Annotated in this window: 23 protein-coding genes and 1 riboswitch; of the genes, 12 read left to right on the top strand and 11 right to left on the bottom strand. The window is 75.1% G+C overall.

Annotated features, from left to right (window positions below):
- Positions 1 to 294: 294 nt before the first annotated feature.
- On the top strand, positions 295 to 672 hold the full coding sequence (locus ACH5A8_RS24295) for a hypothetical protein (protein WP_399005212.1): 378 nt from the start codon (positions 295 to 297) through the stop codon (positions 670 to 672).
- Positions 673 to 790: 118 nt separating this feature from the next.
- Positions 791 to 2956: a SpoIIE family protein phosphatase gene (locus ACH5A8_RS24290; RefSeq protein WP_399005211.1), complete on the top strand. Its 2166-nt coding sequence runs from the start codon at positions 791 to 793 to the stop codon at positions 2954 to 2956.
- 117 nt (positions 2957 to 3073) lie between these two features.
- Here ACH5A8_RS24290 and ACH5A8_RS24285 read toward each other — a convergent pair whose 3' ends face one another.
- A complete protein-coding gene (locus ACH5A8_RS24285; protein ID WP_399005209.1) occupies positions 3074 to 3565 on the bottom strand; it encodes a flavin reductase family protein in 492 nt (163 codons plus the stop codon).
- Between the two features lie 168 nt (positions 3566 to 3733).
- Positions 3734 to 4567, bottom strand: coding sequence for a hypothetical protein (locus tag ACH5A8_RS24280; RefSeq protein WP_399005207.1), 834 nt, complete (start codon positions 4565 to 4567; stop codon positions 3734 to 3736).
- A 332-nt stretch (positions 4568 to 4899) separates the two neighbouring features.
- On the opposite strand from ACH5A8_RS24280, the gene ACH5A8_RS24275 reads away from it, so the two are divergent.
- Positions 4900 to 5310, top strand: coding sequence for a Zn-ribbon domain-containing OB-fold protein (locus ACH5A8_RS24275; protein WP_399005205.1), 411 nt, complete (start codon positions 4900 to 4902; stop codon positions 5308 to 5310).
- Between the two features lie 8 nt (positions 5311 to 5318).
- Here the strand turns inward: ACH5A8_RS24275 and ACH5A8_RS24270 are convergent, their stop codons facing one another.
- From ACH5A8_RS24270 to ACH5A8_RS24260, 3 genes are all read right to left on the bottom strand, one after another.
- On the bottom strand, positions 5319 to 6587 hold the full coding sequence (locus ACH5A8_RS24270) for a glycosyltransferase 87 family protein (RefSeq protein ID WP_399005203.1): 1269 nt from the start codon (positions 6585 to 6587) through the stop codon (positions 5319 to 5321).
- Between the two features lie 375 nt (positions 6588 to 6962).
- Positions 6963 to 7355 (bottom strand): PPOX class F420-dependent oxidoreductase, encoded by a 393-nt coding sequence (locus ACH5A8_RS24265; protein ID WP_399005201.1) that lies wholly within the window; start codon positions 7353 to 7355, stop codon positions 6963 to 6965.
- Complete coding sequence (locus ACH5A8_RS24260; protein ID WP_399005199.1) at positions 7352 to 8695, bottom strand: MalY/PatB family protein; 1344 nt, start codon at positions 8693 to 8695, stop codon at positions 7352 to 7354. Before ACH5A8_RS24260 ends, ACH5A8_RS24265 begins: the two co-directional genes overlap by 4 nt.
- Positions 8696 to 8947: 252 nt before the next feature.
- Between ACH5A8_RS24260 and ACH5A8_RS24255 the strand changes: the two genes are divergently transcribed.
- Positions 8948 to 10360 carry a S1 family peptidase gene (locus ACH5A8_RS24255; RefSeq protein WP_399005197.1) on the top strand — a complete coding sequence of 471 codons (1413 nt, stop codon included), beginning with the start codon at positions 8948 to 8950 and terminating at the stop codon, positions 10358 to 10360.
- 208 nt (positions 10361 to 10568) lie between these two features.
- Here the strand turns inward: ACH5A8_RS24255 and ACH5A8_RS24250 are convergent, their stop codons facing one another.
- Together ACH5A8_RS24250 and ACH5A8_RS24245 are read right to left on the bottom strand one after the other, a co-directional pair.
- Positions 10569 to 10754, bottom strand: a complete 186-nt coding sequence (locus tag ACH5A8_RS24250; RefSeq protein WP_399005196.1) for a hypothetical protein — start codon at positions 10752 to 10754, stop codon at positions 10569 to 10571.
- A gap of 103 nt (positions 10755 to 10857) precedes the next feature.
- The gene (locus ACH5A8_RS24245) at positions 10858 to 11553 is read right to left on the bottom strand and encodes a L,D-transpeptidase family protein (RefSeq protein ID WP_399005194.1); all 696 of its coding nucleotides are present in this window, start codon (positions 11551 to 11553) and stop codon (positions 10858 to 10860) included.
- Between the two features lie 187 nt (positions 11554 to 11740).
- On the opposite strand from ACH5A8_RS24245, the gene ACH5A8_RS24240 reads away from it, so the two are divergent.
- Complete coding sequence (locus tag ACH5A8_RS24240) at positions 11741 to 12292, top strand: hypothetical protein (protein ID WP_399005192.1); 552 nt, start codon at positions 11741 to 11743, stop codon at positions 12290 to 12292.
- A gap of 220 nt (positions 12293 to 12512) precedes the next feature.
- Here the strand turns inward: ACH5A8_RS24240 and ACH5A8_RS24235 are convergent, their stop codons facing one another.
- Positions 12513 to 13142: an MBL fold metallo-hydrolase gene (locus tag ACH5A8_RS24235; RefSeq protein ID WP_399005190.1), complete on the bottom strand. Its 630-nt coding sequence runs from the start codon at positions 13140 to 13142 to the stop codon at positions 12513 to 12515.
- On the bottom strand, positions 13142 to 14227 hold the full coding sequence (locus tag ACH5A8_RS24230) for an S-(hydroxymethyl)mycothiol dehydrogenase (protein ID WP_399005188.1): 1086 nt from the start codon (positions 14225 to 14227) through the stop codon (positions 13142 to 13144). Before ACH5A8_RS24230 ends, ACH5A8_RS24235 begins: the two co-directional genes overlap by 1 nt.
- Before the next feature lie 198 nt (positions 14228 to 14425).
- Between ACH5A8_RS24230 and ACH5A8_RS24225 the strand changes: the two genes are divergently transcribed.
- The 4 genes from ACH5A8_RS24225 (at position 14426) to ACH5A8_RS24210 (ending at position 17337) form a co-directional block, all read left to right on the top strand.
- Positions 14426 to 14605, top strand: coding sequence for a hypothetical protein (locus tag ACH5A8_RS24225; RefSeq protein WP_399005186.1), 180 nt, complete (start codon positions 14426 to 14428; stop codon positions 14603 to 14605).
- A complete protein-coding gene (locus ACH5A8_RS24220) occupies positions 14593 to 14820 on the top strand; it encodes a hypothetical protein (RefSeq protein WP_399005184.1) in 228 nt (75 codons plus the stop codon). The genes ACH5A8_RS24225 and ACH5A8_RS24220 overlap by 13 nt, the downstream gene beginning before the upstream one ends.
- A 59-nt stretch (positions 14821 to 14879) precedes the next feature.
- A riboswitch (ZMP/ZTP riboswitch) is annotated at positions 14880 to 14964 on the top strand.
- A 20-nt stretch (positions 14965 to 14984) separates the two neighbouring features.
- Positions 14985 to 15833 carry a bifunctional 5,10-methylenetetrahydrofolate dehydrogenase/5,10-methenyltetrahydrofolate cyclohydrolase gene (locus ACH5A8_RS24215; RefSeq protein WP_399005182.1) on the top strand — a complete coding sequence of 283 codons (849 nt, stop codon included), beginning with the start codon at positions 14985 to 14987 and terminating at the stop codon, positions 15831 to 15833.
- A gap of 268 nt (positions 15834 to 16101) precedes the next feature.
- A complete protein-coding gene (locus ACH5A8_RS24210; protein ID WP_399005330.1) occupies positions 16102 to 17337 on the top strand; it encodes a glycosyltransferase in 1236 nt (411 codons plus the stop codon).
- A gap of 86 nt (positions 17338 to 17423) precedes the next feature.
- On the opposite strand, the gene ACH5A8_RS24205 is transcribed toward ACH5A8_RS24210, so the two are convergent.
- On the bottom strand, positions 17424 to 18764 hold the full coding sequence (locus ACH5A8_RS24205) for an SGNH/GDSL hydrolase family protein (protein ID WP_399005180.1): 1341 nt from the start codon (positions 18762 to 18764) through the stop codon (positions 17424 to 17426).
- Positions 18765 to 19526: 762 nt separating this feature from the next.
- Here ACH5A8_RS24205 and ACH5A8_RS24200 point away from each other — a divergent pair.
- Complete coding sequence (locus ACH5A8_RS24200; protein WP_399005178.1) at positions 19527 to 20633, top strand: XdhC family protein; 1107 nt, start codon at positions 19527 to 19529, stop codon at positions 20631 to 20633.
- 408 nt (positions 20634 to 21041) lie between these two features.
- On the opposite strand, the gene ACH5A8_RS24195 is transcribed toward ACH5A8_RS24200, so the two are convergent.
- Positions 21042 to 21551, bottom strand: coding sequence for a metallophosphoesterase family protein (locus tag ACH5A8_RS24195; protein WP_399005176.1), 510 nt, complete (start codon positions 21549 to 21551; stop codon positions 21042 to 21044).
- A gap of 105 nt (positions 21552 to 21656) precedes the next feature.
- Between ACH5A8_RS24195 and ACH5A8_RS24190 the strand changes: the two genes are divergently transcribed.
- Together ACH5A8_RS24190 and ACH5A8_RS24185 are read left to right on the top strand one after the other, a co-directional pair.
- Positions 21657 to 22118 carry a MarR family winged helix-turn-helix transcriptional regulator gene (locus ACH5A8_RS24190; RefSeq protein WP_399005174.1) on the top strand — a complete coding sequence of 154 codons (462 nt, stop codon included), beginning with the start codon at positions 21657 to 21659 and terminating at the stop codon, positions 22116 to 22118.
- 231 nt (positions 22119 to 22349) lie between these two features.
- Positions 22350 to 22937: a hydrolase gene (locus ACH5A8_RS24185; protein ID WP_399005173.1), complete on the top strand. Its 588-nt coding sequence runs from the start codon at positions 22350 to 22352 to the stop codon at positions 22935 to 22937.
- The last annotated feature ends 131 nt before the right edge of the window (positions 22938 to 23068 follow it).

Here is a 23068-nt window from a genome sequence, read left to right as displayed (position 1 = left end):
CTCACGGATCGCGGTCGGCCCGCTCCGGGCACGTTCCGCACTTCTCCCGTCACCACCCGCATCCGCCCCAGAAAGCCGACGGCCCGCCATGCGCACTCCTTCCCTCCGCCGCATGCGCCGCCGACCGCAGGGGCTCCTGTACGGGCCGCCCGCGCCGCCGTCTCCCCTCCGGGGCGGCGCACGGGGCGTCCGGTCGGGCCTCGCCTGCGCGAGCCCCGCGGCGGCCCCGGTCATCCCCCGGGGCCGCCCCCACCTCGTCGGACCTCGCGCCTCGACGCCGCACCACCGGAAGCGATGATCATGCCTGTGACGACCACACGCGTCAGCCCGGACTGGCCCTGCCAGGTGAAGACCCCCGGCAGCTACGACTGGGAGCGCTCGGCGGCCCGGTGGCTGCGCGAGCTGGTGCCCGCGCGCTACGGCAGCTACCCCGCGCTGGTGCGCCACCCGGTGCTGCTCGCCCGGCACGCGCAGATCCAGGTGCAGCAGGAGATCCGGGTGGCGCGCACCGCCCTGCAGACGGCACGCGCCGACCTGCCCCGCCTCGGCCTGCACGAGTCCGTCATCGAGCACACCATCAAGCTGTACGCCGCGGAACTCCTGCAGCTGCAGCACATCGCCCGCAGTGTCCGGGCGGTGACCGAGGCGCTGGTGGAGCGCGGCGGACGCTGATCCGCCCGGCCCGCCGCGCCACCCGCCCCGGCCCGAGCGGCGGGCCGGACACGGCCCCCTCCGGATCCGGGGGGAGGAGCCCGCGATCGGACCGGCCCACGTGTGCGATGCTCATCGCGTGAGCAGTGAACCCGCCTTCCGCCCGAAGTCCGGCGCCGCCCCTGGGACGGCGGCGCATAAGGTGGTGGCCGGCCCGGGAGCCGAACCGGACCGGTCGCGGGAGGCGGCGGCCTCCGCCGTGGTGGAACGGGCCGAGGGAGCGCTGATGGCGCTGACCGGCCGCTCCCCGGAGGCCGCGCACGAGGAGCTGCTCCGGCGGGCCGAGGCCGCGGGGCGCACGCTGGTCGAGGAGTGCCGGATCACACTCGGCGCCCTGGTGCCCGCGCCGGGCCGCGCCGCCGACGAGGCGGTGCCGCCGCCGGCCGTGGTCCGCGCGCCCGGCGCGCCGGGCCCGGGCCGGGACGGGGACCGGACCGCCCTCGCACAGGCGCCTGCCGCCCAGGCGGCGTCGGCCACCGGGGCGGCGGCGCCCTCCGGTGCGGCACCGGCCGACGCCTCGTCGCGGGGCGACGCGGTGGCGGCCGGAGCCGCGCGCGCCGCCGCCGGGCAAAGGGGCAGCGCGGCGACCGGGAGCGCAGCCGTGGGGAGCACGCCGGCCGGGAGCACGTCCGCCGGCACGTCGCCGGCCGCCCCGTCGCTCGACACGGCGTCGCCCGGCAGCGTCTCGGCCGGCGGCGCGTCGGCCGGGGCCCCGGACGGCGCCGCGAGCGCGGTCCAGGCGCTGTTCGACGCGCTGCCCGGAGCGGTGCTGCTGCTCAGCCCGCTGCGCTCGCCCACCGGCGAGGTCGAGGACTACCGCATCGACGCCGCCACGCCGCAGGCCGTGGGCGCGGCCGGCCTCAGCGGACGCGAACTGGTCGGGCGGCGGATCCTTCAGTGCCGGCCGGAGGTCGCCGAGGAAGGGCTGTGGCGGGGCTGGCTCCGCACCCTGGACACCGGGGAGCCGTACACTCAGGCGCCGTCCCCGCGGGGGGAGTCCGCGGACGGGGCTCAGGAGCCGGCCGCGTACTCGGTGCGGGCCGCCCGCCAGGACGGCCGGCTGGTCGTCAGCTGGCCGCGGCCGGAGGCTCCGGGCCGGCAGGAGCAGCTCCTGGCGGACGTGCAGAGGCTCGGCCATCTCGGCTGGGCCACCTGGGACCTGGTCACCGGCGAGGCCGCCTGGTCCTCCCAGGTGTACGCCCTGTACGGCCGCGATCCCGCCGAGGGCCCGGTCCCGCTGGAGGAGCTGGCGCACCTCGCGGTCGCCGAGGACCGTCCGGTGCTCGCCCGCGCCGTACGCCAGATCGTCACCGGCGGCAAGGAGTTCGACGTGCCGTTCCGGATCAGGACGGCGGACGGGGAACGGCATCTGCGGGCCGTCGCCGAGGCCGCCCTGGACACCGGGGGCCGGCCGGTCCAGGTCCACGGCTTCGTGCAGGACCTCACCGCGCAGCGCAGCGCGGAGCTGGCCCTGCTGGAGAGCGAACAGGCCATGCTGGCGCAGCACGGGATACTCCAGGCCGAGCGGATGCTCGCGGGCCGGCTCCAGCACGCGCTGCTGCCGCTGCCGCGCCGGCCCCTGCGGCTGGCCGGGCTGCGGGTGGACCTCGCCTACCTGCCGGCCCAGTCGGGGATCCACGTCGGCGGCGACTGGTTCAGTGCGATCGAACTGCCCGACGGGGAAGCGCTGTTCGTGGTGGGCGACGTCGCCGGGCACGGCATCGACGCGGTGGCCACGATGGCCCAGCTCCGCTTCACCGCCAAGGGCATGATCTTCACGGGCTCGTCGCTGACCGGCGCCCTCTCCCGGCTGAACACGCTGCTGCTGCACTCCCGCGACACCAAGAGCACGGCCACCCTCGTGCTGGCGCGCTACCGGCCGGACCAGCGCCGACTGCTGTGGGCGCAGGCCGGTCACCTGCCGCCGCTGCTGCTGCGCGCGGGCGAGGCCCGCTACCTCGACCGTCCGCGCGGCGTGCTCCTGGGCGCCACCGACACACCCGTCTTCGAGGAGGCCGAGTGCGTCCTGGAGCCGGGCGACCGGCTGCTGCTCTTCACCGACGGCCTGGTGGAGCGTCCCGGAGAGCCCATACAGGTGGGCCTGGAACGCCTTTCCCGGGCCACCGCGACCCACCGCTCGGACGCCCCCGGCTCCCTCGGACCGCTGCTGGGCGCGATGCTGGAGGGCGAGCGTCGCGACGACGTCTGCGTCCTGGACATCCGGGTCCCGGCGGAACCGGCGTAGCGGGACCCGCGGGGCCGGGCCGGCGGGTCCCGCTACGCCGGCCCGGTCGCCGGAGTGCCGGCGCCCGGCACGCGGGAGGTGGCGCGGCCGCACACGTGTGTCCGGCCGGCGGGCGGCTCAGTCGGCCGGGTGGCCCGGTGAGATCCGGAGGGCGTCCGCCAGGCGCAGGGTCGGCTCGCCCGGGGCGCCGGCGCCTCCCCAGTCGGCCGGGTCGAGCAGGAAGCCCACGTGGTCGCCGCCGTCGGTGCGCGAGACGATCCGGCCGACGAACCAGGCCGCGGCGTCGTCGAGGACGACGGCCCCGCCGCCCCGGTCCGAGCAGCGGACGTGCGCGAACTTGTCCACTCCCTCGTCGCCCGTGCTGCCGCCGAACAGCTCGGCGAGCGCGTGCTGCCGCCGGGTCAGCAGGTGCACGGCCAGCCGGTCGGCCCGCTCGGCCACCCGGAAGGTCCGGTTCTCCTTGGACAGCCACACCACGAACCGCAGCGGACTGATGGAACACTGCGAGGCGAACCCGACCAGGCAGCCGGCCCGGTCCCCGCCCGCCGCGGCGGTCACCACGCACATGTCGGGGTCCAGCCGGTCGATGAACACGTTGCCGCCCGTCATGCCCTGCCCTCCGTTCCCGCGCGTCTCCACGCCCGTGTGCCGCGCCGTCCGCCGGGGGCGCCCGGCATCACCGGCTCAGCGCGTCCCGTCCGCGTCTGCCCCTCCGGCGCTCCGCCAACCCCCGCCGCCGTGGCTCCAGGACGTGTCCGGCGCCCCGCGGCCCTGCCCTCAGTGCGCGACGGCGAGGAAGCGGTGCAGGGATGCCTTCAGGGCGGCGACGAAAGCGTCCTGGTCGGACGCTTCGAGGGCGTCCAGCGAGAGGTACGGGTTGAGGTCCTCCAGCTCGACCAGCAGGAGTTCGCCGCTCGGCGCGCGGCAGGCGTCGACCCGTTGGATGCCGTGGCGGAGGGTGTTCCACTCGATGAAGTGCCGGGCGAACTCCAGGTCGCTCGCGCTCGGCCGGTACGGCCGCAGCTCCCAGCGCCGCCCGGGATCGGGGGTGTAGAGGGCGTACTGGAAGTCGTGGTCGACGAAGCAGAAGGAGATCTCGTGGACGAAGTCGACGTGCGGCTGGACGAGGACGGTGCCGTCCGCCAGGCCGGGGAGGGCGTCGGCGGGGACGGTGCGCAGCCCTATGGAGTCGGCGCCCAGCTTCGGTTTGACCACGTACCGGTCGGCCGCGGGCAGCAGGTGCAGGTCCTCTGGGCGGTCGACCGTGGGGATGACCGGGTGACCGGTGGCGGACAGGTCGAGGAGGTACTGCTTGCCCGCCATGTCCGCCCGGCCGTCGAGCGGGTTGTAGACGAGGGTTCCGGCGGCCAGCGCGCGGGCGCGGAAGTCGTCGTAGGCCTCCTGGTGCCCGAGGACGGGCCCGCTGTTGCGGACGACGACGGCGTCGAAGGCGGCCATCAGGGCGGCGGCGTCCCGCGGATGCGCGAGGGCCAGGTCGAAGTCCTCGCGCAGGCGGGCGGTCAGCCGGATGTCCTCGTCGCAGTAGCGGCGCCCGCGCGCCGGATACGCCAGGTCGGTGACGTAGAGGAGGCGGGGGCGTGCGGACGGCATGGCGGGCTCCTGGGGGTTCGGCGCGCGGTGCGGGAGAGGCGGAGAAAGGTTACTTCGGCCGCCGGTCGGGGCCGTGCGGGGCGCGGCGCCCCCGCCCTCACTGCACTGAGTGCCGCCCCGCGCCGCCCGGGAGCCCTGCCCCCGCCCTCGCCCCTGCCGCTCCCCCGGGCCTCGAGCCCGCAATTGGCGGTACGCAGTACCTTTACCTACGGCACTCAGTGCCATACTCTGTGGGCCGTGCACGGCGGCACCGCCGACCGGGCACGGGCGTGCGCGGGCTTCGCCGGGCACGCGGGATGGGGATTCCGGCCGAGCGCAGGGAGTTGACCAGCGTGTACCACCACTCAGGGAACGCCGTTCATCCGGTGGCCGGCTCCGCCACCGGCCTCCTGGAGCCCGCGGGCCGCGACGCGGAGGCCCTGTGCTTCCAGCGCTGCGCCTGGTGCGGCACCGCGATGTACCACCGGTTGCTGTGCCCGGTGTGCCGGGGCAGCGAGCTGCGGACCGAGCGCAGCGAGGGCGTCGGCACGGTCCGCCACTCCACGGTCGTGCACCGCAACACCCCCGCCGCGCGCAACGTGTCGCTGATAGAGATGAACGAGGGGTTCGTCGTGCGGGGCCGGGTCATGGGCCCGCCCATCGGCATCCACGGCGGCGACCGGGTGCGGCTGTCCACCGCGAAGGACCCGGTGCGGGGCGAGCCGGTCTTCCAGCTGCTGGACGAGTACCGCGCCTGGACCTGACGGGATCGTCAATCCACCGCCGTGACCGGCGAGTCGGCCCGCTCCCGGGACCGCTGCCCGCCGAGGGTCCCGGCCGGCGCGCGGCGCCCGACGGGACCGGCGGCGAGGGCGAGGAACGTCAGCACCGCGCAGACCGCGAACGCCGTCCCGGGCCAGGCCAGCAGCGCCGGGTACGGGCCGGAGTGGACGGAGGCGTCCTCCACACCGCTCAGCCGCGGCACCAGCCGCCCGGCGGTGACGAGCGCCCACAGGGCGAGCGCGACCCGGCTGAGCGCTCGCCGCCGCCGGGGGCCGTGGGCGAGCCGGATCATGGCGGGCACGCACCAGATCCAGTGGTGGCTCCACGAGATGGGGCACACCAGCAGCCCGTACAACTGCACGGCGACCAGGACGCCGAGCCGGTCGCCCTGCCGTACCGCGACCAGCAGGGCCCACACCGCCGCGAGGGTCACCAGCGCCAGCGCCGCCCACCAGACGGGGGAGGCACCGGTCTGCGGGCCGAGCAGTCTGGTGAGCGCTCCGCGCAGGGACTGGTTGCGCACCGTCCACACCGGGCCGACCCGGCTCGTGTCCGTGACGAGTGACGTCCAGTAGCGCCACGACTGGCCCGGGGAGACGCACCAGGCCAGCGCCGTGACCGCCGCGCCGGTGACGGCCGCCCACGCCGCCGCCCGCCACTGCCGGGTCGCCAGCAGGTACAGCCCGCCGACGGCCGGGGTCAGCTTCACCGACGCGGCGATCCCCACGGCCGCGCCCCGCCCCACCGCCGTACGGCACAGGGCAAGGCCACCGACGACGACGGCGCCGAGGAGCAGGTTGATCTGCCCTTGGTCGAGCGTGTGACGTACGGGTTCCAGCCACAGTCCGGCGGCGGCCCACAGCAGGGCGCGGTCGCGGATCCGGCCGCCGGCCGGCGGGGACAGCAGCCGCAGGGAGCCGGCGGTGACGACGAGCAGGGCCGCGACGGAGGCGCCCCGCCACAGCACCAGCACCACGTCCCAGGGCAGGTACGCCAGCGGGACGAACAGCAGGGCGGCGAACGGCGGGTAGGTGAAGGGCAGTACGGGGATGGGCGGCCCGGTGTGCACCGCGAAGTCGTACAGGCCGCCCGAGAACAGGTGCGGCGCGGCGCCCCGGTAGACGCTGAGGTCCAACGGCTGGGACGGACGGGTGAGGGCGGTCAGCACGTACAGCGCCACGGAGCCGGCCAGGCACCAGCCGGCCCGTCCGGTGAGCCATCGCCCGACCGCCAGGCTCCGGGCCCGGATCCCCTCCACTGCGCACCAGCTCCGTCACCTCGACGGCGCCGCACCGGTTCCCCGGGCGGCGCCGGACCGTCGTCCCGTGCCCGGCCCGGGGACCGTCGACGACGCCCGCCCGTCCGCGGCGCCCCGCAGCCTAGCGGTGCGTCCCGGGCCCGATCCGCCGCCACGCGGAGGCCCGGGCGAAAGGCGAGATCCCGTCGCCGGCGTCGCCGTCGCGCCCGGTACCGGAGGTCTGACAGTCAGCCCGTCTGACCATCTGCCCGTCAGCCTTCCCGCCCGTCCGACCATCGGCCAGTCAGCTCGTCAGCCCATCAGCCCATCAGCCAGTCCGTCCATCGGTCAGTCGGTCAGTCGGTCAGTCGGTCAGTCGGTCAGTCGGTCAGTCGGTCAGTCGGTCAGGGTGATTCTGATGCCTACGGTCCCCCGCTCACCCCGGCGCAGCCGGCTGCCGAGGAGGGTGAGACGGCCGACGAGACCGTACTCGCGGGAGATCAGACCGCGGTAGCGGGCGGTGGTGGCCGCGTCGCAGATCTCGGCCGTGGCCGGAACCTGTTCGCCGGTCGGGTTGCCGCGCAAGTCGCAGGGGCCGACGAGGACGTCGGCGCGGTGGCGGATGCGCTTGACCTTCCAGGAGTCCGCGGCCGTCCACACGCCGAGCGCGGCGCCGTCCCGGACCACCCACACCGGGGTGGCGACGGGTGTGCCGTCGCGGCGGTGGCTGGTGAGCAGCAGGTACTTGCCGGCGGCGAGCCGCTCCAGCGGGCTGCGTCCGGTGCTCATCGGACCGCCTCCGCCATACGCCGTACCGCCTCGGTGAGCAGTTCCGGCGAGGTCCCCAGGTTCAGGCGCACATGCCCCGTGCCGCCCGAGCCGAACGGGAGCCCGGAGTTGAGGGCCACCCGACCGCGGTCGAGGAAGGCCGCGGCGGGGTCGTCACCGAGACCGAGGGCACGGCAGTCCAGCCAGGCGAGATACGTGGCCTGACCGGGGCGGTAGCGGATGAGGGGCAGCCGCTCGGCGAGGAGTGCGGCGAGCAGCCGTCGGTTGTCGTCGAGGCCGGCCAGCAGCGCGTCCAGCCACGGGGCGCCGTCGCGCAGCGCCGCGGTGTGGGCGATGACGCCGAGGTGGCTCGCGCCGTGCCCGACCTCCTCGGGCAGCCGGGCGAGGTCATCGGCGGCGTCGGGGCCGGCGACGGCGAGGGCGGCCTTGAGGCCGGGCAGGTTCCAGCCCTTGCTCGCCGACATCAGCGACAGGCCCCGCTCCCCGCCCGGCACGCTCAGGTACGGCACGAAGCCGGCGCCGGCGGCCAGTGCCGCGGCAGGCGGCGTCCGCCCTTCGAGGAGCGGCGTCCGGTGCGTGCTCTCGGTGCGCCGGCCGGAAGTCCTCGTACTGGACGTACTCGGGCTTTCGGCCGGTGCGGCGAGAGGGCGTGCCGGGCGTCGCGACTGGGCGGACGTCGCCTGTTGCGGCAGTAGCAGCGGCGCGTGGATCTCGTCGGCGACGACGCGTACGCCATGGCGGTCGGCGAGCGCGGCCACGGCGGCGAGTTCGGCGGCGGTGTGCACGGTGCCCGTCGGGTTCTGCGGGCTGCACAGCAGGTAGGCGGCGCGTCCGCCGTCCGCGACGGCCCGCCGGAACGCCTCTTCGAGGACCCCGAGGTCCAGGCGCAGGTCCGCGCCGAGCGGCGCCCGCACCACCCGCCGGTCCATGTGCGTGACGAACTGGAAGAACGGCGGGTACACCGGCGGGTTGACGATCACCGGGTCGCCGGGTCCGGTCACCAGCTTCAGCATCTCCACGACGCCCAGCATCACGTCGGGCACGATGGCGGTGCGCTCCACCGCGAGGGCGTCCCAGCCCCACCGCTCGGCCGCGAAGGCGGCGAGCGCCTCGGCGTAGGCGGTGCCGGCCGGGTAGCCGGTGTCGCCGAGCGCGAGGGCGTCGGTGACCGCCCGGACCACGGGCTCGGCCTGGGGCACGTCCATCTCGGCCACCCACAGCGGCAGTACGTCGGCGGGGTGGGTGCGCCACTTCATGCTGGTGCGGCGGCGGAGGTCGTCGGGGCTGAGGAGGCGCAGCGGATTCGGTTCACCGGACGAGTCGTTCGGGATCCTGTTCATGCGCACAAGATAGGGGCGCGGCCCGTGGTTCCGAACGACGCCGGCGGTGCGCGGCGGGCGCCGCCGCGGTCCGGGCCCCTCGCGGCCCCGCGCGGGACGTGGTCGCGGGACTGAACACGGGTGCCGCGGGCCGCGTATGGAGGGGGGCGCGCCCGGTCGGCGGAGCGCGTCGCGGCGTCGGGAACGGCGTCCGGTGGCCGGGAGCGGGTGTCCAGTGTTCAGGTGCGGGTGCGCGGTGGTCGGGAGCCAGATATGAGGCACGTACGACGACGGGTCGTCCGGCGGGTGGTGCGGCTGACGGCCGTCGCGGGGCTTCTCGCCGGCACGGCGATGGTCGCGCAGGCGGCGATGGCCGGTGAGTCGTCCGGGACGCCGGCCGTGCCGCGCGGCTCCGTGCGCGTGTCCGCAGCGCCGGCCCCGGCGGCGGGCGCCGGCCTGGTGGCGCGGCTCGGCACGGCGCGTACGGCGGGCAGCTGGATCGGCTCCGACGGACGGACGGTCGTCGCCGTGACGGACGAGCGGGCGGCGGCCGAGGTGCGTCGGGCGGGGGCCGAGGCACGGCTCGTGCGGCACAGCATGAACGAGCTGAGATCGGCCGCGGCGACCCTGCGCGCGGCGCCCCGGGTGGCGGGCACGGCATGGGTCATGGACTACCGGACGAACCGGGTGACCGTGGAGGCCGACAGCACCGTCTCCCGGGCCGGCTGGGCCCGGATGAGCCGGGTGGCGGACGGCATCGGCTCGTTCGTGCGCATGGAGCGCGCCAAGGGCGAGTTCACCACGCGGCTCAACGGGGCGCAGCCCATCCTGTCGGCCGGCGGGCGCTGCTCGGCCGGTTTCAACGTGACCGACGGGCGCGGCGACTTCATCCTCACCGCCGGTCACTGCGGGCCCACCGGATCGACCTGGTTCGCGGACGGGCAGGGCGACCGGCAGCTCGGCAGCACGGTCGCCGGGTCCTTCCCCGGTGACGACTTCTCGCTCGTCGAGTACGCCTCCGGCCGTGCCGGGCAGGGCGCGGATGTGGTGGCGATCGGCGGGGGCAACGGTGTGCGGATCACGGGGGCGGGCGACGCGGCGGTGGGGCAGCGGGTGTTCCGCAGCGGCAGTACGAGCGGGCTGCACGACGGGGAGGTGACCGGGCTGGACGCGACCGTGAACTATCCCGAGGGCACCGTCACCGGCCTGATCCAGACCACGGTGTGCGCCGAGCCGGGCGACAGCGGCGGCCCGCTGTTCTCGGAGGGGATCGCCCTGGGGGTGACCTCGGGCGGCAGCGGCGACTGCACGACGGGCGGTACGACCTTCTTCCAGCCGGTGACCAGGGCGATGGCCGCGCTGGGGGTGCGGCTGATCGTCTCGGCTTCGGGACAGGGCGCGGGCGGTGGCACGGCTCCCTCCGGCGGAGCGACCGCGTCGTCCTCGTCGGCCCCGGCCCCGCACAGCGCTCCCGCACGGGGCGCCGTCTCCCCCGGCTCGTCGGCGCCGGTCACGGGCGGCACGACCGGGGACACACTGGTGGCCCGGCTGACCGACCCGCGCGCCGTCGGCCCGGGGCTGCTGGTGCTGGCGGGCAGCCTGATCACGCTGGTGGCGGCGCGGTGGATCCGCTCGGAGCGCGACCGCAAGGAGTACCGGCGTCACTACTCGGCGAGCTGGGGCTGACCGGACCCCGCTCGCACGGGACGGCGGGAGCCGAGGACGGCGAGGCCGAGGAGGGGCAGGGCCAGGGGCCGGCGAGGCCGGCGGCGGCGAGAGCCCGGCCGGCGGGCCAGGTCGGTACGGAGAGGCGAGGGCCCGGGAGGTCGGAAGGGCACCCGTTCGCAAAGGGGTGCCCCCGGACGGACGTCCGATGCCTGGAGCCGGAGGCGGGTCAGGCCGCGCGGTCCGAGTGCGGAGCGGCCTGGGCCCACTCCAGGACGAGGCGCTGGTACACCTCGCGCTGCTCGGTGGTCAGTGTCCCGCCCGACCGGCGCCACAGCGCACGGATCTCCTCGTTGACCTCCGCGGCCGATCGCTCGGAGGCGGTTTCAACAGTGGTGGACATGCTGTGAAGCATATGCCGGTCGACGTGAAGACGCTGTGAGTAAGTGCGACCGATACGGACATTCCGGACCGTGTCCCTCATCACGTCGACCCGGCCCAACCCGCCCTCGCCCGGCTCACGTTCCCGGTTTGCGGCCGTACACGTAGACGTCGTCACCCTTCTTCAGCAGCGACCAGTACTTCTTGGCGTCCTTGGCGGTCATGTTGACGCAGCCGTGGGAGCCCGGCGGGTTCCACATGCTCACGCCGACCGAGTGGAAGGCCTGCCCGCCGTCGAAGAACTGGCTGTACGGCATGGCCACGTCGTAGAGGGTCGAGACGTGGTGGAGGTCACGCCAGTAGACCTTCTTCAGCCCGGTGCGGGTCTCGTAGCCGTCGCGTCCGGTGCGCACGGGCACCGGCCCGTACACGAGCTTCTTGCCGTCCTGGATCCAGCTGAGCTGGAGCGTGAGGTCGACGCAGGCGATGCGGCCCTTGTTCGTCGGGCACTTGCCGGCCTTGTTCGGGTTCTTCCCGACGGCCTTCTGCTTGTTCATGAGATCCATCACGCCCCAGGTGACGGGACCGGCGTAGCCGATGGCGGGCGTGATGCCGTGCTTGTTCTGGAAGGCCCGGATCGCCGAGCAGTCGGCGGCCGACTGCCGTCCGTCGACCGGGCGGCCGAGGAACTTCTCCACCTGCTTCTGGTAGGGGCCCTTGCTCGTCGTGCAGCTCGCCGCCTGCGCCGGCGCGGCGCCGAGCGCGAGTGTGAGCGGCGCCACCAGCGAGGTGACGCCGAGTACGACGGCTCCCCGTCTGCCTATCTGCCTCATGGGCGGCTGTCCTTCCCCCTCGACCGGGTTCGTGTGTCTGCGTTCTCGGACACGTAGACAGCTGCCGGGGGGCCGTGGTTGTGAGCCGCCTCGGGTCGAGACGAAACGGTGACATTCGGGCGCGCCGGGCGGGGACGGTCGCGGTCGGGGCGCCCGGCCGTCGGCGGCGGCGGATAACGTGCGCCGCATGTCCGCGTTCATACAGCAACTTCCCGCGCTCCTCGGTGTCGTGATCGGCGCGCTCGGTTCCTACATGGCGGTCGTGCGCAGCGACCGGGCCCGGTTCCGCAGGGAGCGGACGACCCGTTGGGAGGAGCGCCGGCTCGCCGTGTACACCGAGTACGCGCGCACGCTCAAGCAGTCGGTCACACTGACCTACCGGGTGGCCTCGCACCTCGGCAACGATCCGCATCCGCATCCCCTGCCCCTCGACGAGGCCGAGCCGCTGCTGACGGAAGCCGCGCTCGCCCGGGACCCTTCGGGCGAGGCGCTGCTCATGCTGGGCAGCCCCCAGGTCGTGGAGAGGGCCAGGGCGTGGGTCGTCGTGGCGATGGAGATGGAGCGGTTCCTGCGCGACGGACGGCGTGAACCGGAGGCCTGGCAGGCGTTGTTGCAGCGACAGCGGGCCGCGCGCGAGGGCTACTACGCCGCCGTGCGGGAGGACTTGGCGCTGCCTCCGGGCCACCCGGCCCGATGGCCCCTGCCCGGCACACAGCTGCCGTCGGCCGGCCGGGGGTAGCCGGCCGAGCGGGCCGCCGCTCGACGCGGCGAGCGGCGGTCTTCACCGGCCCGCAGCCCGTCGTCGCCCGCCGAGGGCCCGTGGGGGCCGGTCGCCGAGGGTTCGTCCCCCTCCGCCGAGGGCCTGTCGCCTGTCGCCGTCGTCGAGGTCAGGGCCCACGAGCGGTCTTCAACCGTCGCGTGCGGCCCGGCCGGGCCGGGCCGCACGCGGCCGGCGGGACTCAGTGCCCGCGGGCGATCCACTCCTGGAGGTGGGGGGCCTCGTCGCCGATGGTGGTGCTGTCGCCGTGCCCGGTGAGGACCTTCGTCTCGGGCGGCAGCGTCAACAGGCGGTCGCGGATCGAGTCGACGATCGTCGGGAAGTGGGAGTAGGAGCGGCCGGTGGCGCCGGGCCCGCCCTGGAAGAGGGTGTCGCCGGTGAAGACGACGCCGAGTCCGGGGTCGTGCAGGCAGACGGCGCCCGGGGCGTGGCCGGGGGTGTGCAGAACGGTCAGGTCGGCGCCCGCGGCCTCGATCACCTGCCCGTCGGCGAGGTGCTCGTCGGGCTCCCGGTCCGGGTGGGTCATCCGCCACAGCGGCAGGTCGTCGGGGTGCAGCCAGATCTTCGCGCCGGTGCGCTCGGCGAGGGCGGGGGCGGCGTTGACATGGTCGTCGTGGGCGTGCGTGCACACGATCGCGGTCAGCCGGCGGTCCCCCACCGCCTCCGCGATGGCCTCGGCGTCGTGGGCGGCGTCGATGACGACGGCCTCGTGGTCGTCGCCGACGATCCACACGTTGTTGTCGACGTCCCAGGAACCTCCGTCGAGGGTGAACTTCCCCGAGGTGACCAGGTGTTCGATCCGGGCGGCCATCACAGCACCACCACCGAGCGCAGCACGTCGCCGTGGTGCATCCGCTCGAACGCCTTCTCCACCTCGTCCAGTCGGATGGTCTCGGTGACGAACTGGTCCAGCGGCAGGCGGCCCTGGAGGTGGAGGTCGATGAGCATCGGGAAGTCGCGGGAGGGCAGGCAGTCTCCGTACCAGCTGGACTTGAGGGAGCCGCCGCGGCCGAAGACGTCCAGCAGCGGCAGTTCGAGCCGCATCTCCGGCGTCGGCACGCCGACCAGGACGACCGTGCCGGCCAGGTCGCGGGCGTAGAAGGCCTGTCGGTACGTCTCCGGGCGGCCGACCGCCTCGATGACGACGTCGGCGCCGAAGCCGCCGGTCAGTTCGCGGATCGCCTCGACGGGGTCGGTGTCCTTGGAGTTGACGGTGTGGGTGGCGCCCATGGTGCGGGCGGTCTCCAGTTTGCGGTCGTCGATGTCGACGGCGATGACCTTGGCCGCGCCCGCCAGGTGGGCACCGGCGATCGCGGCGTCCCCGACGCCGCCGCAGCCGATGACGGCGACCGAGTCGCCGCGGCCCACGCCGCCGGTGTTGATCGCGGCGCCGATGCCGGCCATCACACCGCAGCCGAGCAGTCCGGCCACGGCCGGGGAGACGGCCGGGTCGACCTTGGTGCACTGGCCGGCCGCGACGAGCGTCTTCTCGGCGAACGCGCCGATGCCGAGCGCCGGGGACAGCTCGGTGCCGTCGGTGAGGGTCATCCTCTGCTTCGCGTTGTGGGTGTCGAAGCAGTACCAGGGGCGGCCGCGCAGACAGGCGCGGCATGTGCCGCACACCGCACGCCAGTTGAGGATCACGAAGTCGCCGGGCGCGACGTCGGTGACGCCGTCGCCGACCGACTCCACGACGCCGGCCGCCTCGTGGCCGAGGAGGAAGGGGAACTCGTCGTTGATGCCGCCCTGCTTGTAGTGCAGGTCGGTGTGGCAGACGCCGCAGGCCTGGACCCGCACCACGGCCTCGCCGGGCCCGGGGTCCGGCACGACGATCGTCTCGACCCGTACGGGTTCGTTCTTCCCGGGTGCGATCACGCCGCGCACTTCCTGCGCCATGATGGTGGTCCCTTCCGTCGACCGGTGTTCGTCCCCTCGACCCTACGCGCCGGTGATCGCTGACGGCACGAGACCCGGCCGAGGTCGCCCTCCCGCGCCCGCGGCCGGGCTTGCCGAGCCCGGCGGGGCGGAGGACGCTCGAAGTGAGGCCCGTCGCGGCCGCTCCCGTCCGGGCCGCGGCCCTCGCCGGAGGTCACCATGGCAAGCCACGCATCCGACACCTTGCGCCGCGGTGTCGAGGAGCACACGGCGTCCACCCTGGGCTCGCTCCACACCGACGACGCTCAGGTGCGCGTCGTGGACCGCGACGCCCGGCCGACCCGGTCCGAGGTCCCGCGGGGGCGGGACGAGACCATGATCCAGGCATGGGACGCATAGGGAGGCGGACCGCGCGATTCCAGGTCAGCTCCCGGCTGACCTGGTCCTTCTCGGCCCACGTGGGCCTGGGCCGGTCCCGCTCGATCGTTCCGGGGCCGTCCCGGCCGGTCCCGGCGGCCGGCCGGTCGGTGACCGCCGTGCTGGTCCGATCGCTGCTGCGGGCGGCCCGGCCCCGCCTCGCAGCCCGGTGCGCGCGGCGCGCCCGCCGCCGCTGAGCCGTGCCGACGCCCGCCGAGAACCCGGGGGCCCGCTCCGGCGGGCAGGCCTTAAGCTGGGGCGGGACCGTGACTGGCGCTGAGGTGGAGCACCACCGGGGAGCGGTCCACACCGAGTCACAGCCGCGCGCCTGGGCGATCCGTCGAACGCTCAGGAGTGGACCATGTCCCAGGCACGTCTCATGGACGGCACCGCGCTCGCCCGCCGCATCGTGGAGCGGACCGCGCTGCGGGCCGCCGAACTCACCGACCGCACCGGCGCCGCGCCCTGCCTGGCCACGGTGCTGGTCGGCGCGGACCCGGCCTCCGTCACCTATGTGCGCATGAAGCAGAACCGGTGCCGCAAGGCCGGCATCGTCTCCCGCCATGTGGAGCTGCCCGCCGAGACCGGTACCGAGGAACTGGTCGGCACACTGCGCTCGCTCTCGCAGGACCCGGCCGTGCACGGCATCCTGCTGCAGCACCCGGTGGGCGAACACATCGACGAGCGGGCCGCGTTCGAGGCGATCGCGCCCGAGAAGGACGTCGACGGCGTCACCTTCGCCTCCTTCGCGACGATGAGCTTCGGCGGGCCGGGCTTCGTCTCCTGCACGCCCGGCGGCATCCTGCGCCTGCTGGACGCCTACGACGTCGACCTCGCCGGCAAGCGGGCCGTCGTGGTCGGGCGCAGCGCGATCCTGGGCAAGCCGGTGGGCATGCTGCTGCTCGGCCGCGACGCCACGGTGACCTACTGCCACTCGCGGACCCGGGACCTGTCGGCCGTGGTCCGGGAGGCCGACGTCGTGGTCGCCGCCGTGGGCCGGCCGCGGCTCATCAAGGGCGAGGACGTCAAGCCGGGCGCGGTGGTGATCGACGCCGGCTACAACGCGGGCAACGTCGGCGACGTGGACTTCGACTCGGCGGCGGAGCGGGCATCGCTGATCACGCCGGTGCCGGGCGGTGTCGGCCCCATGACCATCGCCACGCTGCTGGAGCAGACCGTGGACGCCGCGGCCCGGCAGCTCGGCGTCTGACCGGCGCGACCGAGCAACGTATTCCATGACGTCCCCGCCGCCGGCACCGTGCCGGGGCCGGCGGCGGGTCCGGTCGCGCGCGGGGCCGCCGCCGCGCGCTCGCCCGCGCACCCGGTGCTTGCGCCCGGAGCGCAGGGTGTCGGCGAGCGGCGACTCCTCGTAGGGTCAGCCGGGCGCCGTGGTGGGGTGACGGCGCCGACATCCCACGGGTCGTTCACGGGCGGCGGGGCGCGCCGCCCGCATACTGGCCGACGTGCGCGTTGCGATCATGACGGCGGGATCCCGGGGTGACGTGGCCCCCTTCACCGGGCTCGGGCACGGCCTGGCCCGTGCGGGCCACGAGGTCACGCTCGTCACCCACGGGTGCTTCGAGCCGCTGGTCGAGGGCTCGGGTCTCGGCTTCCATCCGCTGCCGGTGGACCCACGGGCCGAGCTGGACTCCTCGCGCGGCCGGGGCCTGCACCGCAGCGCCACCAGCGCGGGGAAGATGGTGCGGGCCGTCGGGCTGGCGCGGGCGGCCGTCGCGCGGATGACCGACGACCTGGTCGCGGCGGCCGAGAAGAGCGACGTCCTGCTGCTGTCCGGGTCCCTCGGCCCGGTCGGGCACGCCATCGCCGAGGCGCTGGGCAAGCCCAGCATGGGCACCCACTTGCAACCCCTCTCGCCCACCGGGGAGTTCGCTCCCCCGCTGCTCGGCGGCGGCCAGTGGGGGACGGCGGCGAACCGGCTGGCCGGGCACGGCGTGAACCTGGCCGTGGAACGGGTCTTCTCGGCGGCCGTGCCCACCGTGCGGTCCCGGCTGGGGCTGCCCGCCGCCCGCGTCGCGACGCCCTGGCACATCCGCGCGGGACTGCGGCGGCCGGTGCAGCACGGCTTCAGCGAACTGGTGGTGCCCCGGCCGCGGGACTGGCGGGCCGGTCTCCAGGTGTGCGGCTACTGGTGGCCGTACGACCGTGACGACCGGCTCCCCGCCGAACTGCTCCGGTTCCTGGACGCCGGGCCGCCCCCGGTCTTCGTCGGCCTCGGCAGCGCCACCGTGCCCGATCCGCGCCGGCTGAGCGGGACGGTCGTGCGCGCGCTGCGCCGGGCCGGGCTGCGCGGGGTGGTGCAGCGCGGGTGGGGCGGGCTGGAGGCGGCCGGTGACGGCATGCTCACCATCGGGGAGGTCCCGCACTCGGCCCTGTTCCCCCGCATGGCCGCCGTGGTGCACCACGCGGGGGCGGGCACGACGGCGGCGGGACTGCGGGCCGGGGTGCCCGCGGTGCCCCTGCCGGTCCAGTTCGACGAGGGCTTCTGGGCCGCTCGGCTGGTCCGGCTGGGAGTGGCCCCCTGCGCCGTGCCGCTGCGCCGGCTGACCGCCGAGACGCTCGCCGCGGCGCTCGTACGGGCCACCCGCCACCCCGGCCACCGGGCGCGGGCCGAGGCGCTGGGCGCACGGATCCGCGCGGAGGACGGCGTCGCGCCGGTGCTGGCCGCGGTCGAGGAGCTGGCCGGGGCGATCTGACGCCCCGGCCTTTCGAGCGGCTCACGGACGCCGCCGGCTCGCGGCCCGGCCCACCCCTGCGTGCGCCCTGTGCCGCGGCCCCTCCTCTACCGCGGGCCGGGCTCGAAGAGCCCGAGGGGCACCGCGTCCCCGAGGGCGCGGTAGCCGGCGGGGTTCAGGTGGAGGTGGTCGCCGGTGTCGTAGGCGGGCAGCAGCCGGCCGGGCCGGCGCGGGTCCCGGGCCGCCTTGTCGAGGTCGATGACGGCGTCGAACCGTCCGCTGGTGCGGATCCACCGGTTGACCGCCTGCCGGGCCGCCTCGTGGGCGCCGGCCGGGTCGTCGTAGTCGTTGCCGCCGAACGGGGTCAGGGTGGCCCCGTAGACGCGGATGCCCTGGGCGTGGGCGCGGGTGACGATCTGCCGGTAGGCGCCGATGAGGTCCGCGGTGATCCGCTGCGACTCCGCCTCGGACGTGCCGGCCGTGCCGATGTCGTTGACGCCCTCGAAGACGATGAGCCGGTCCACGCCGCTCTGGGCGAGGACGTCGCGGTCCAGCCGTGCCAGGGCGTTCGGGCCGAGGCCGTCGTGCAGGACGCGGTTGCCGCCCGCCGCCTGGTTGATCACCGCGATGCCGGCCGTCGCGGCGCGGGAGCGCAACCGGTCCTGGAGCTGGTCCGGCCAGCGGTCGTTGCCGTTCGTGGTGGACCCGCGGCCGTCGCTGAGCGAGTCGCCGAGGACGACGGTGGCGGAGGCGGCCTGCCGCGGCCGGACCTCCAGGCCGCTGAGGAAGTACCAGTGGTCGGCGGTGGCGGCTCCGGTCAGGTCCGTGTCGTCGACGTGGTCGCCGGCCACCATGTACGACGTCGTCCGGGAGCCCGGGTGCGAGGTGACATCGGTGGAGGCCTGGCCGTCGGCGAGGTAGAGGGTCACGGTGAGGTTCGTGCCGGCCCGTACGTCGAGGTCGAGCGGGTCGCTGACCGCCTGGGCGCCCTGCGGGACGTCGAAGCCCCGCTGCCCGCCGAAGGTCACCTCCCGGCCGCTGCCGGGCACGATCGCGCCGACGCCGGCCCTGCCGCCGGCGGGCCGGGCCACGGACACCTTGGTGACCGGCAGGTCGGCGCCGCCGAAGGCGTTGGACAGGCGCAGCCGCACCTGGCCTCCGCCCAGGGCGACGTGCACGGTCTGGCGCAGGGTGGCGTTCTGGAGGACGTGGTCGGTTCCGGTGAACGGCGCGGGCGGCATGTTGCCGGGCTCGGTCAGCTGGGGCATGGACGCCCAGGTGTCGACCCAGCGCCCGCTCGCCGCCGCCGTGGTGGCGGATACCGTGCCGGCGGAGGGCACGGGGGCGGATGCGGCGCTCTGTGTGCCGGACGCCTGGTGCGCGGTGAAGCCCGCCGCGCCGGCGACCAGCGCGGCCGCGACGCTCACCAGCGAGGATGCTCGTCTCATACGGGGTGTGCCTCCAACTCGTTCGCTTCGGGTGGGGTGCGCGCGTGCCCCGCTTCGGGGGGTGGTTCGTGCCGTGCCCCGGTCGGGGGCGGTGCCTGGTGCGTGCGGTCGTTCCGGTCGGGGGCGGTGCCTGGTGCGCGCGGTCGTTCCGGTCGGGGGCGGGCCGGGTCAGGCCTGTTCCGCCACCGGGTGCGGGGCCGTCGCGCCGGGGCCCGGCTCCGGGCCGGAGAGCGTGGCGAAAGTTTCGGTACATCTGGCGAACCATCTGCGGCGAAGGGGGTGACGGGAAAGAACAGAATGCCCTCAAGCATGACGACCCCATCCGATGGGCGATCGCATACATGAACGACCATCATGAATACGAATGACTTGGGGGAATGTAAGGGCGGCCGCTCAACAGGGTCAAGGCGTGCGCGGCAACCGATTCGGCCGACCGCCGCTCGCGGGGAACCCCGGTCACACCGGAGCACCTTGCCGTGAAATTGCCCCGCAACGTCTCGAACTGACTTCGAAAGTTTCGGTCAGACCGACGTCACGGGAGAGTGTGTCGACGGCACGGAAGGAGGGCCCCGTCGGCAGCACTCGCCGCACATCGGGCTCGGCCTTAGAGTGGCCTGCACCACACCGGTCGCCGACGCCCCGGAGTTCGACGGTCGCTCGTCCGGTCCGGCGCGCCGCCCGCCCCGGATCGGCGCACCGGATCGCCCCGGGCGCGGACGCCGGCCACACGGCGGGGCGGGAGGGCGCGGGAAGGGACGGAGCGTGCGGGACATTCTTCCGGTGCTGGCGCGCTGGTACGCGGCGAAAGCGCCCTTCGCGCTGGCCACCGTCGTCTCGGTCAGCCGCAGCGCGCCGCGCGACCCCGGCGCGGCGATGGCACTGGGCCCGGACGACGAGGTGGTGGGCAGCGTGTCCGGAGGCTGCGTGGAGGGGGCGGTCTTCGAGCTGGCCCGGGAGGTCGTGGCGAGCGGTGAGGCGCGCCTGGCCGCCTTCGGCTACAGCGACGAGGACGCCTTCGCGGTCGGTCTCACCTGCGGCGGTGAGATCGGTGTGCTGGTCCGGCCCGTGACGCCCGAGTCGGATCCGTCCTTCGGCGCGGTCGCGGCGTCGGTGAGCGCCGGCGAACCGGTGACCGTGGCGACCGCGGTCGACGGGCCCGCGCCGCGCGGTGCGACGCTCGCCGTGTGGCCCCGGGAGGCGAGGGGCACGCTCGGCGCGCCCGGCCTGGACGTCGCGGTCACCGCGGACGCCCGCGGCGAACTCGCCCTGGGCGCGACCGGAACACGGCACTACGGGGCGCGCGGCGAGCGCCGCGAGGACGCCGTGACCGTGTTCCTGCACTCCTTCGCCCCGCCGCCGCGGATGCTGGTGTTCGGCGCCATCGACTACGCCGCCGCGGTCGCCCGGATCGGCGCCTTCCTGGGCTACCGGGTCACGGTGTGCGACGCCCGACCGGTGTTCGCCACGCCGAAGCGGTTCCCCGCCGCGGTGGAGGTCGTCGTGGACTGGCCGCACCGCTATCTGCGCGCCACGGAGACCGACGAACGCACCGTGGTCTGCGTCCTCACCCACGACCCGAAGTTCGACGTGCCGCTGCTGGAGGAGGCGCTGCGTCGGCCGGCCGCCTACATCGGGGCGATGGGCAGCCGCCGTACCCACCGGGAGCGCATGCGGCGGCTGCTGGAGGCGGGGCTGTCCGAGGCCGAGCTGTCCCGGCTGCGCTCGCCGGTCGGCCTCGACCTGGGCGCCCGCACCCCCGAGGAGGTGGCCGTGTCCGTCGCGGCCGAGATCGTCTCGCTGCGCTGGGGCGGCACGGGCGCACCCCTGACCGCTACGGCGGGAGCCATTCACGCGGGCCGCTCCGCCTGACCGCCCGGCCGCGAGCGGGAAGTCGATCCGTCACTCCTGGGGTCGGCGCGGGCCACCGGGTCGCCTGTGGCCGTGTGTCACCCCTGTGACGGGCGGGATTCCGATTTTTTCCCGGTTTTCCGGGTTGGGCGGTTGAGTCCCCTCAGGAGGGGTAGGCGGGGCTGCAACGGATGAGGCATGCACGCCTCTGCAGCACATGTGCGGCACACCTACCGCTGGAAGGAGGTCCGTGACAGCGCATACTCGCAGCTTCCGGGCTGCTTCCGCGCACGGAGCGGCCCGGATCTCGCCGAGAAGTCGGAAACGAGAAAGGGAAAAGTGACCCTGGGGCGGCCCCTGACCGGGCCGCCCTCCGCCGTGCTCCCGGAGTCGTGGCCCGAGGGCGCCACCAGAGCGGATCGCGTGTCGTCACCGCGCCCGGCGCTGCGGCAACCGGTGCAGTTCGACCTCGGCGAGACGGCCGTCGGCGACGGTGGCGGTCATGAAGGTGCACTGGGGCTGGCGGCGGCGGTCGGTCGGCGAGCCGGGGTTGAGCAGGCGCAGCCCGGTGGCCGCGGTGGTGTCCCAGGGGATGTGACTGTGCCCGAAGACCAGCACGTCGAGGTCGGGGAAGCGGGCGGCGCAGCGCGTCTCGCGGCCCTGGGCGGGCCCGGTCTCGTGGACGGCGCCGAAACGCAGCCCCTCCAGTTCGGCGCGGGCCACCTCCGGCAGGCGGGCGCGCAGTGCGGGGCCGTCGTTGTTGCCGTGGACGCCGATCAGCCGGCGGCAGCGGCTCTCCAGCAGGTCCAGGGTGGCGGTGTCGACCCAGTCCCCGGCGTGGAAGACCACGTCCGCGTGCGGGAGCTCGGCGAGCAGTCGCTCCGGCAGTTCCTTGGCGCGCTTGGGGAGATGGGTGTCGGACATCAGAAGCAGACGCACCCGGCCAGCGTACTGCGGAGCGCCGTCCGGGGCCCCGGAAAGCCTTCAGGTGAAACTGTTCAGTCCCAACTGGACAGTTTCGCCTCACGGTCCTACGGTGGCGGCATGGACCAGAAGCCCACCGAGGCGCCCGAGGGTGTCTCCGTCTCCGCCGCGCGGGCCGCGCGCGACCTCCGGGTGGTGTTCAGCCGGCTGCGGCGGCGGATCCGCGAGGTCGGGCGGGACGACGAGCTCACGCCGTCGCAGGTCTCCGCGCTCACCCTGGTCGGCAAGCACGGCGCCGCCACAGCCAGCGCCCTGGCCTGCGCCGAAGGGGTCCGCCCGCAGTCGATGGCCGCCACACTGGCCGCCCTGGAACAGCACGGTCTGATCCGGCGCGGCCCGGACCCGGACGACGGTCGACGCCAGCTCGTCACGCTGACCGAGAGCGGCCGGGAGCGCATCGAGGGCAACCGGCAGGTCCGCGCGGAGTGGCTGACCCGGGCCCTGGAGGACCGGTTCACCGAGGACGAGCGGCAGACGCTCATCGAGGCGTTCGCCCTGATGGAGCGGCTGACGCAGTCGTGACACCTGGGCCCGCCCGAGCCGTCCACGACCGCGACGGTCGTCGGGCTTCTTCGTCCACCTCGGCGTGCCGGGGGCGCTCCCCCGCCTTCGCGGGGATCCTCCCCCGGCACGCCGGTCCGGGCGGGCCGCACGGCCCGGCCCCGTTCCCGGCCGCCGGGCCGGCGCCGCTCTCGCCGAGCGGCCCGCCCGACCGGCCGCTCGCACATCTCTCCCCCCGAAAGGCCTGAGCACATGGCACTCACCACCCTCGACCCGCGCACCGCCCTCGTGGTGATCGATCTGCAGGCCGGCATCACCGCCGCGCCGACCGTCCCCTACCCGGGCACCGAGGTGGTCACCCGGACGGTCGAGCTGGCCGACGCCTTCCGCGCCCACGGCCTGCCGGTCGTCCTCGTCCGGGTCTCCTTCGCCGACGACTTCGCCGACGCCGTGCCCGGCCGCACCGAGGCCTTCCGCGCGGGCGGCGGCACCCGCCCCGAGGGCTGGGACGTGATCGTTCCCGAGCTGGCCGGCCACGCGGGCGACATCACCGTCACCAAGCACAACTGGGGCGCCTTCCACGGCACCGACCTGGACGTCCAGCTGCGCCGCCGCGGGGTGACGCAGATCGTGCTGACCGGCATCGCCACCAGCATCGGCGTGGAGTCCACCGCCCGTGCGGCCCACGAGCACGGCTACCACGTCACGCTGGCCACCGACGCCATGAGCGACATGGACGCGGAGACGCACCGCAACAGCGTGGAGCGGATCTTCCCGCGTCTGGGCGAGACCGGCACGACCGCGGAGGTCCTGGAGCTGCTGGCCAAGACCCACGGCTGACACGCGAACGGGGGTGGGGGGGGGGGGCGGGGGGGGGGGCCCCCCCCGGGGGGGGGGGGGGGGCGGGGGCGCGGGGGGGGGGGGGGCGGGGCCGCCCCGGACGCGCCCGCGGGTGGGGGGGGGCGCGCGCG

The organism is Streptomyces sp. NPDC018610, assembly GCF_044391765.1.
Classification (GTDB): domain Bacteria; phylum Actinomycetota; class Actinomycetes; order Streptomycetales; family Streptomycetaceae; genus Streptomyces.
Note: the sequence above shows the minus strand (reverse complement) of the source record. Positions and strands in the feature narration are given on the sequence as shown.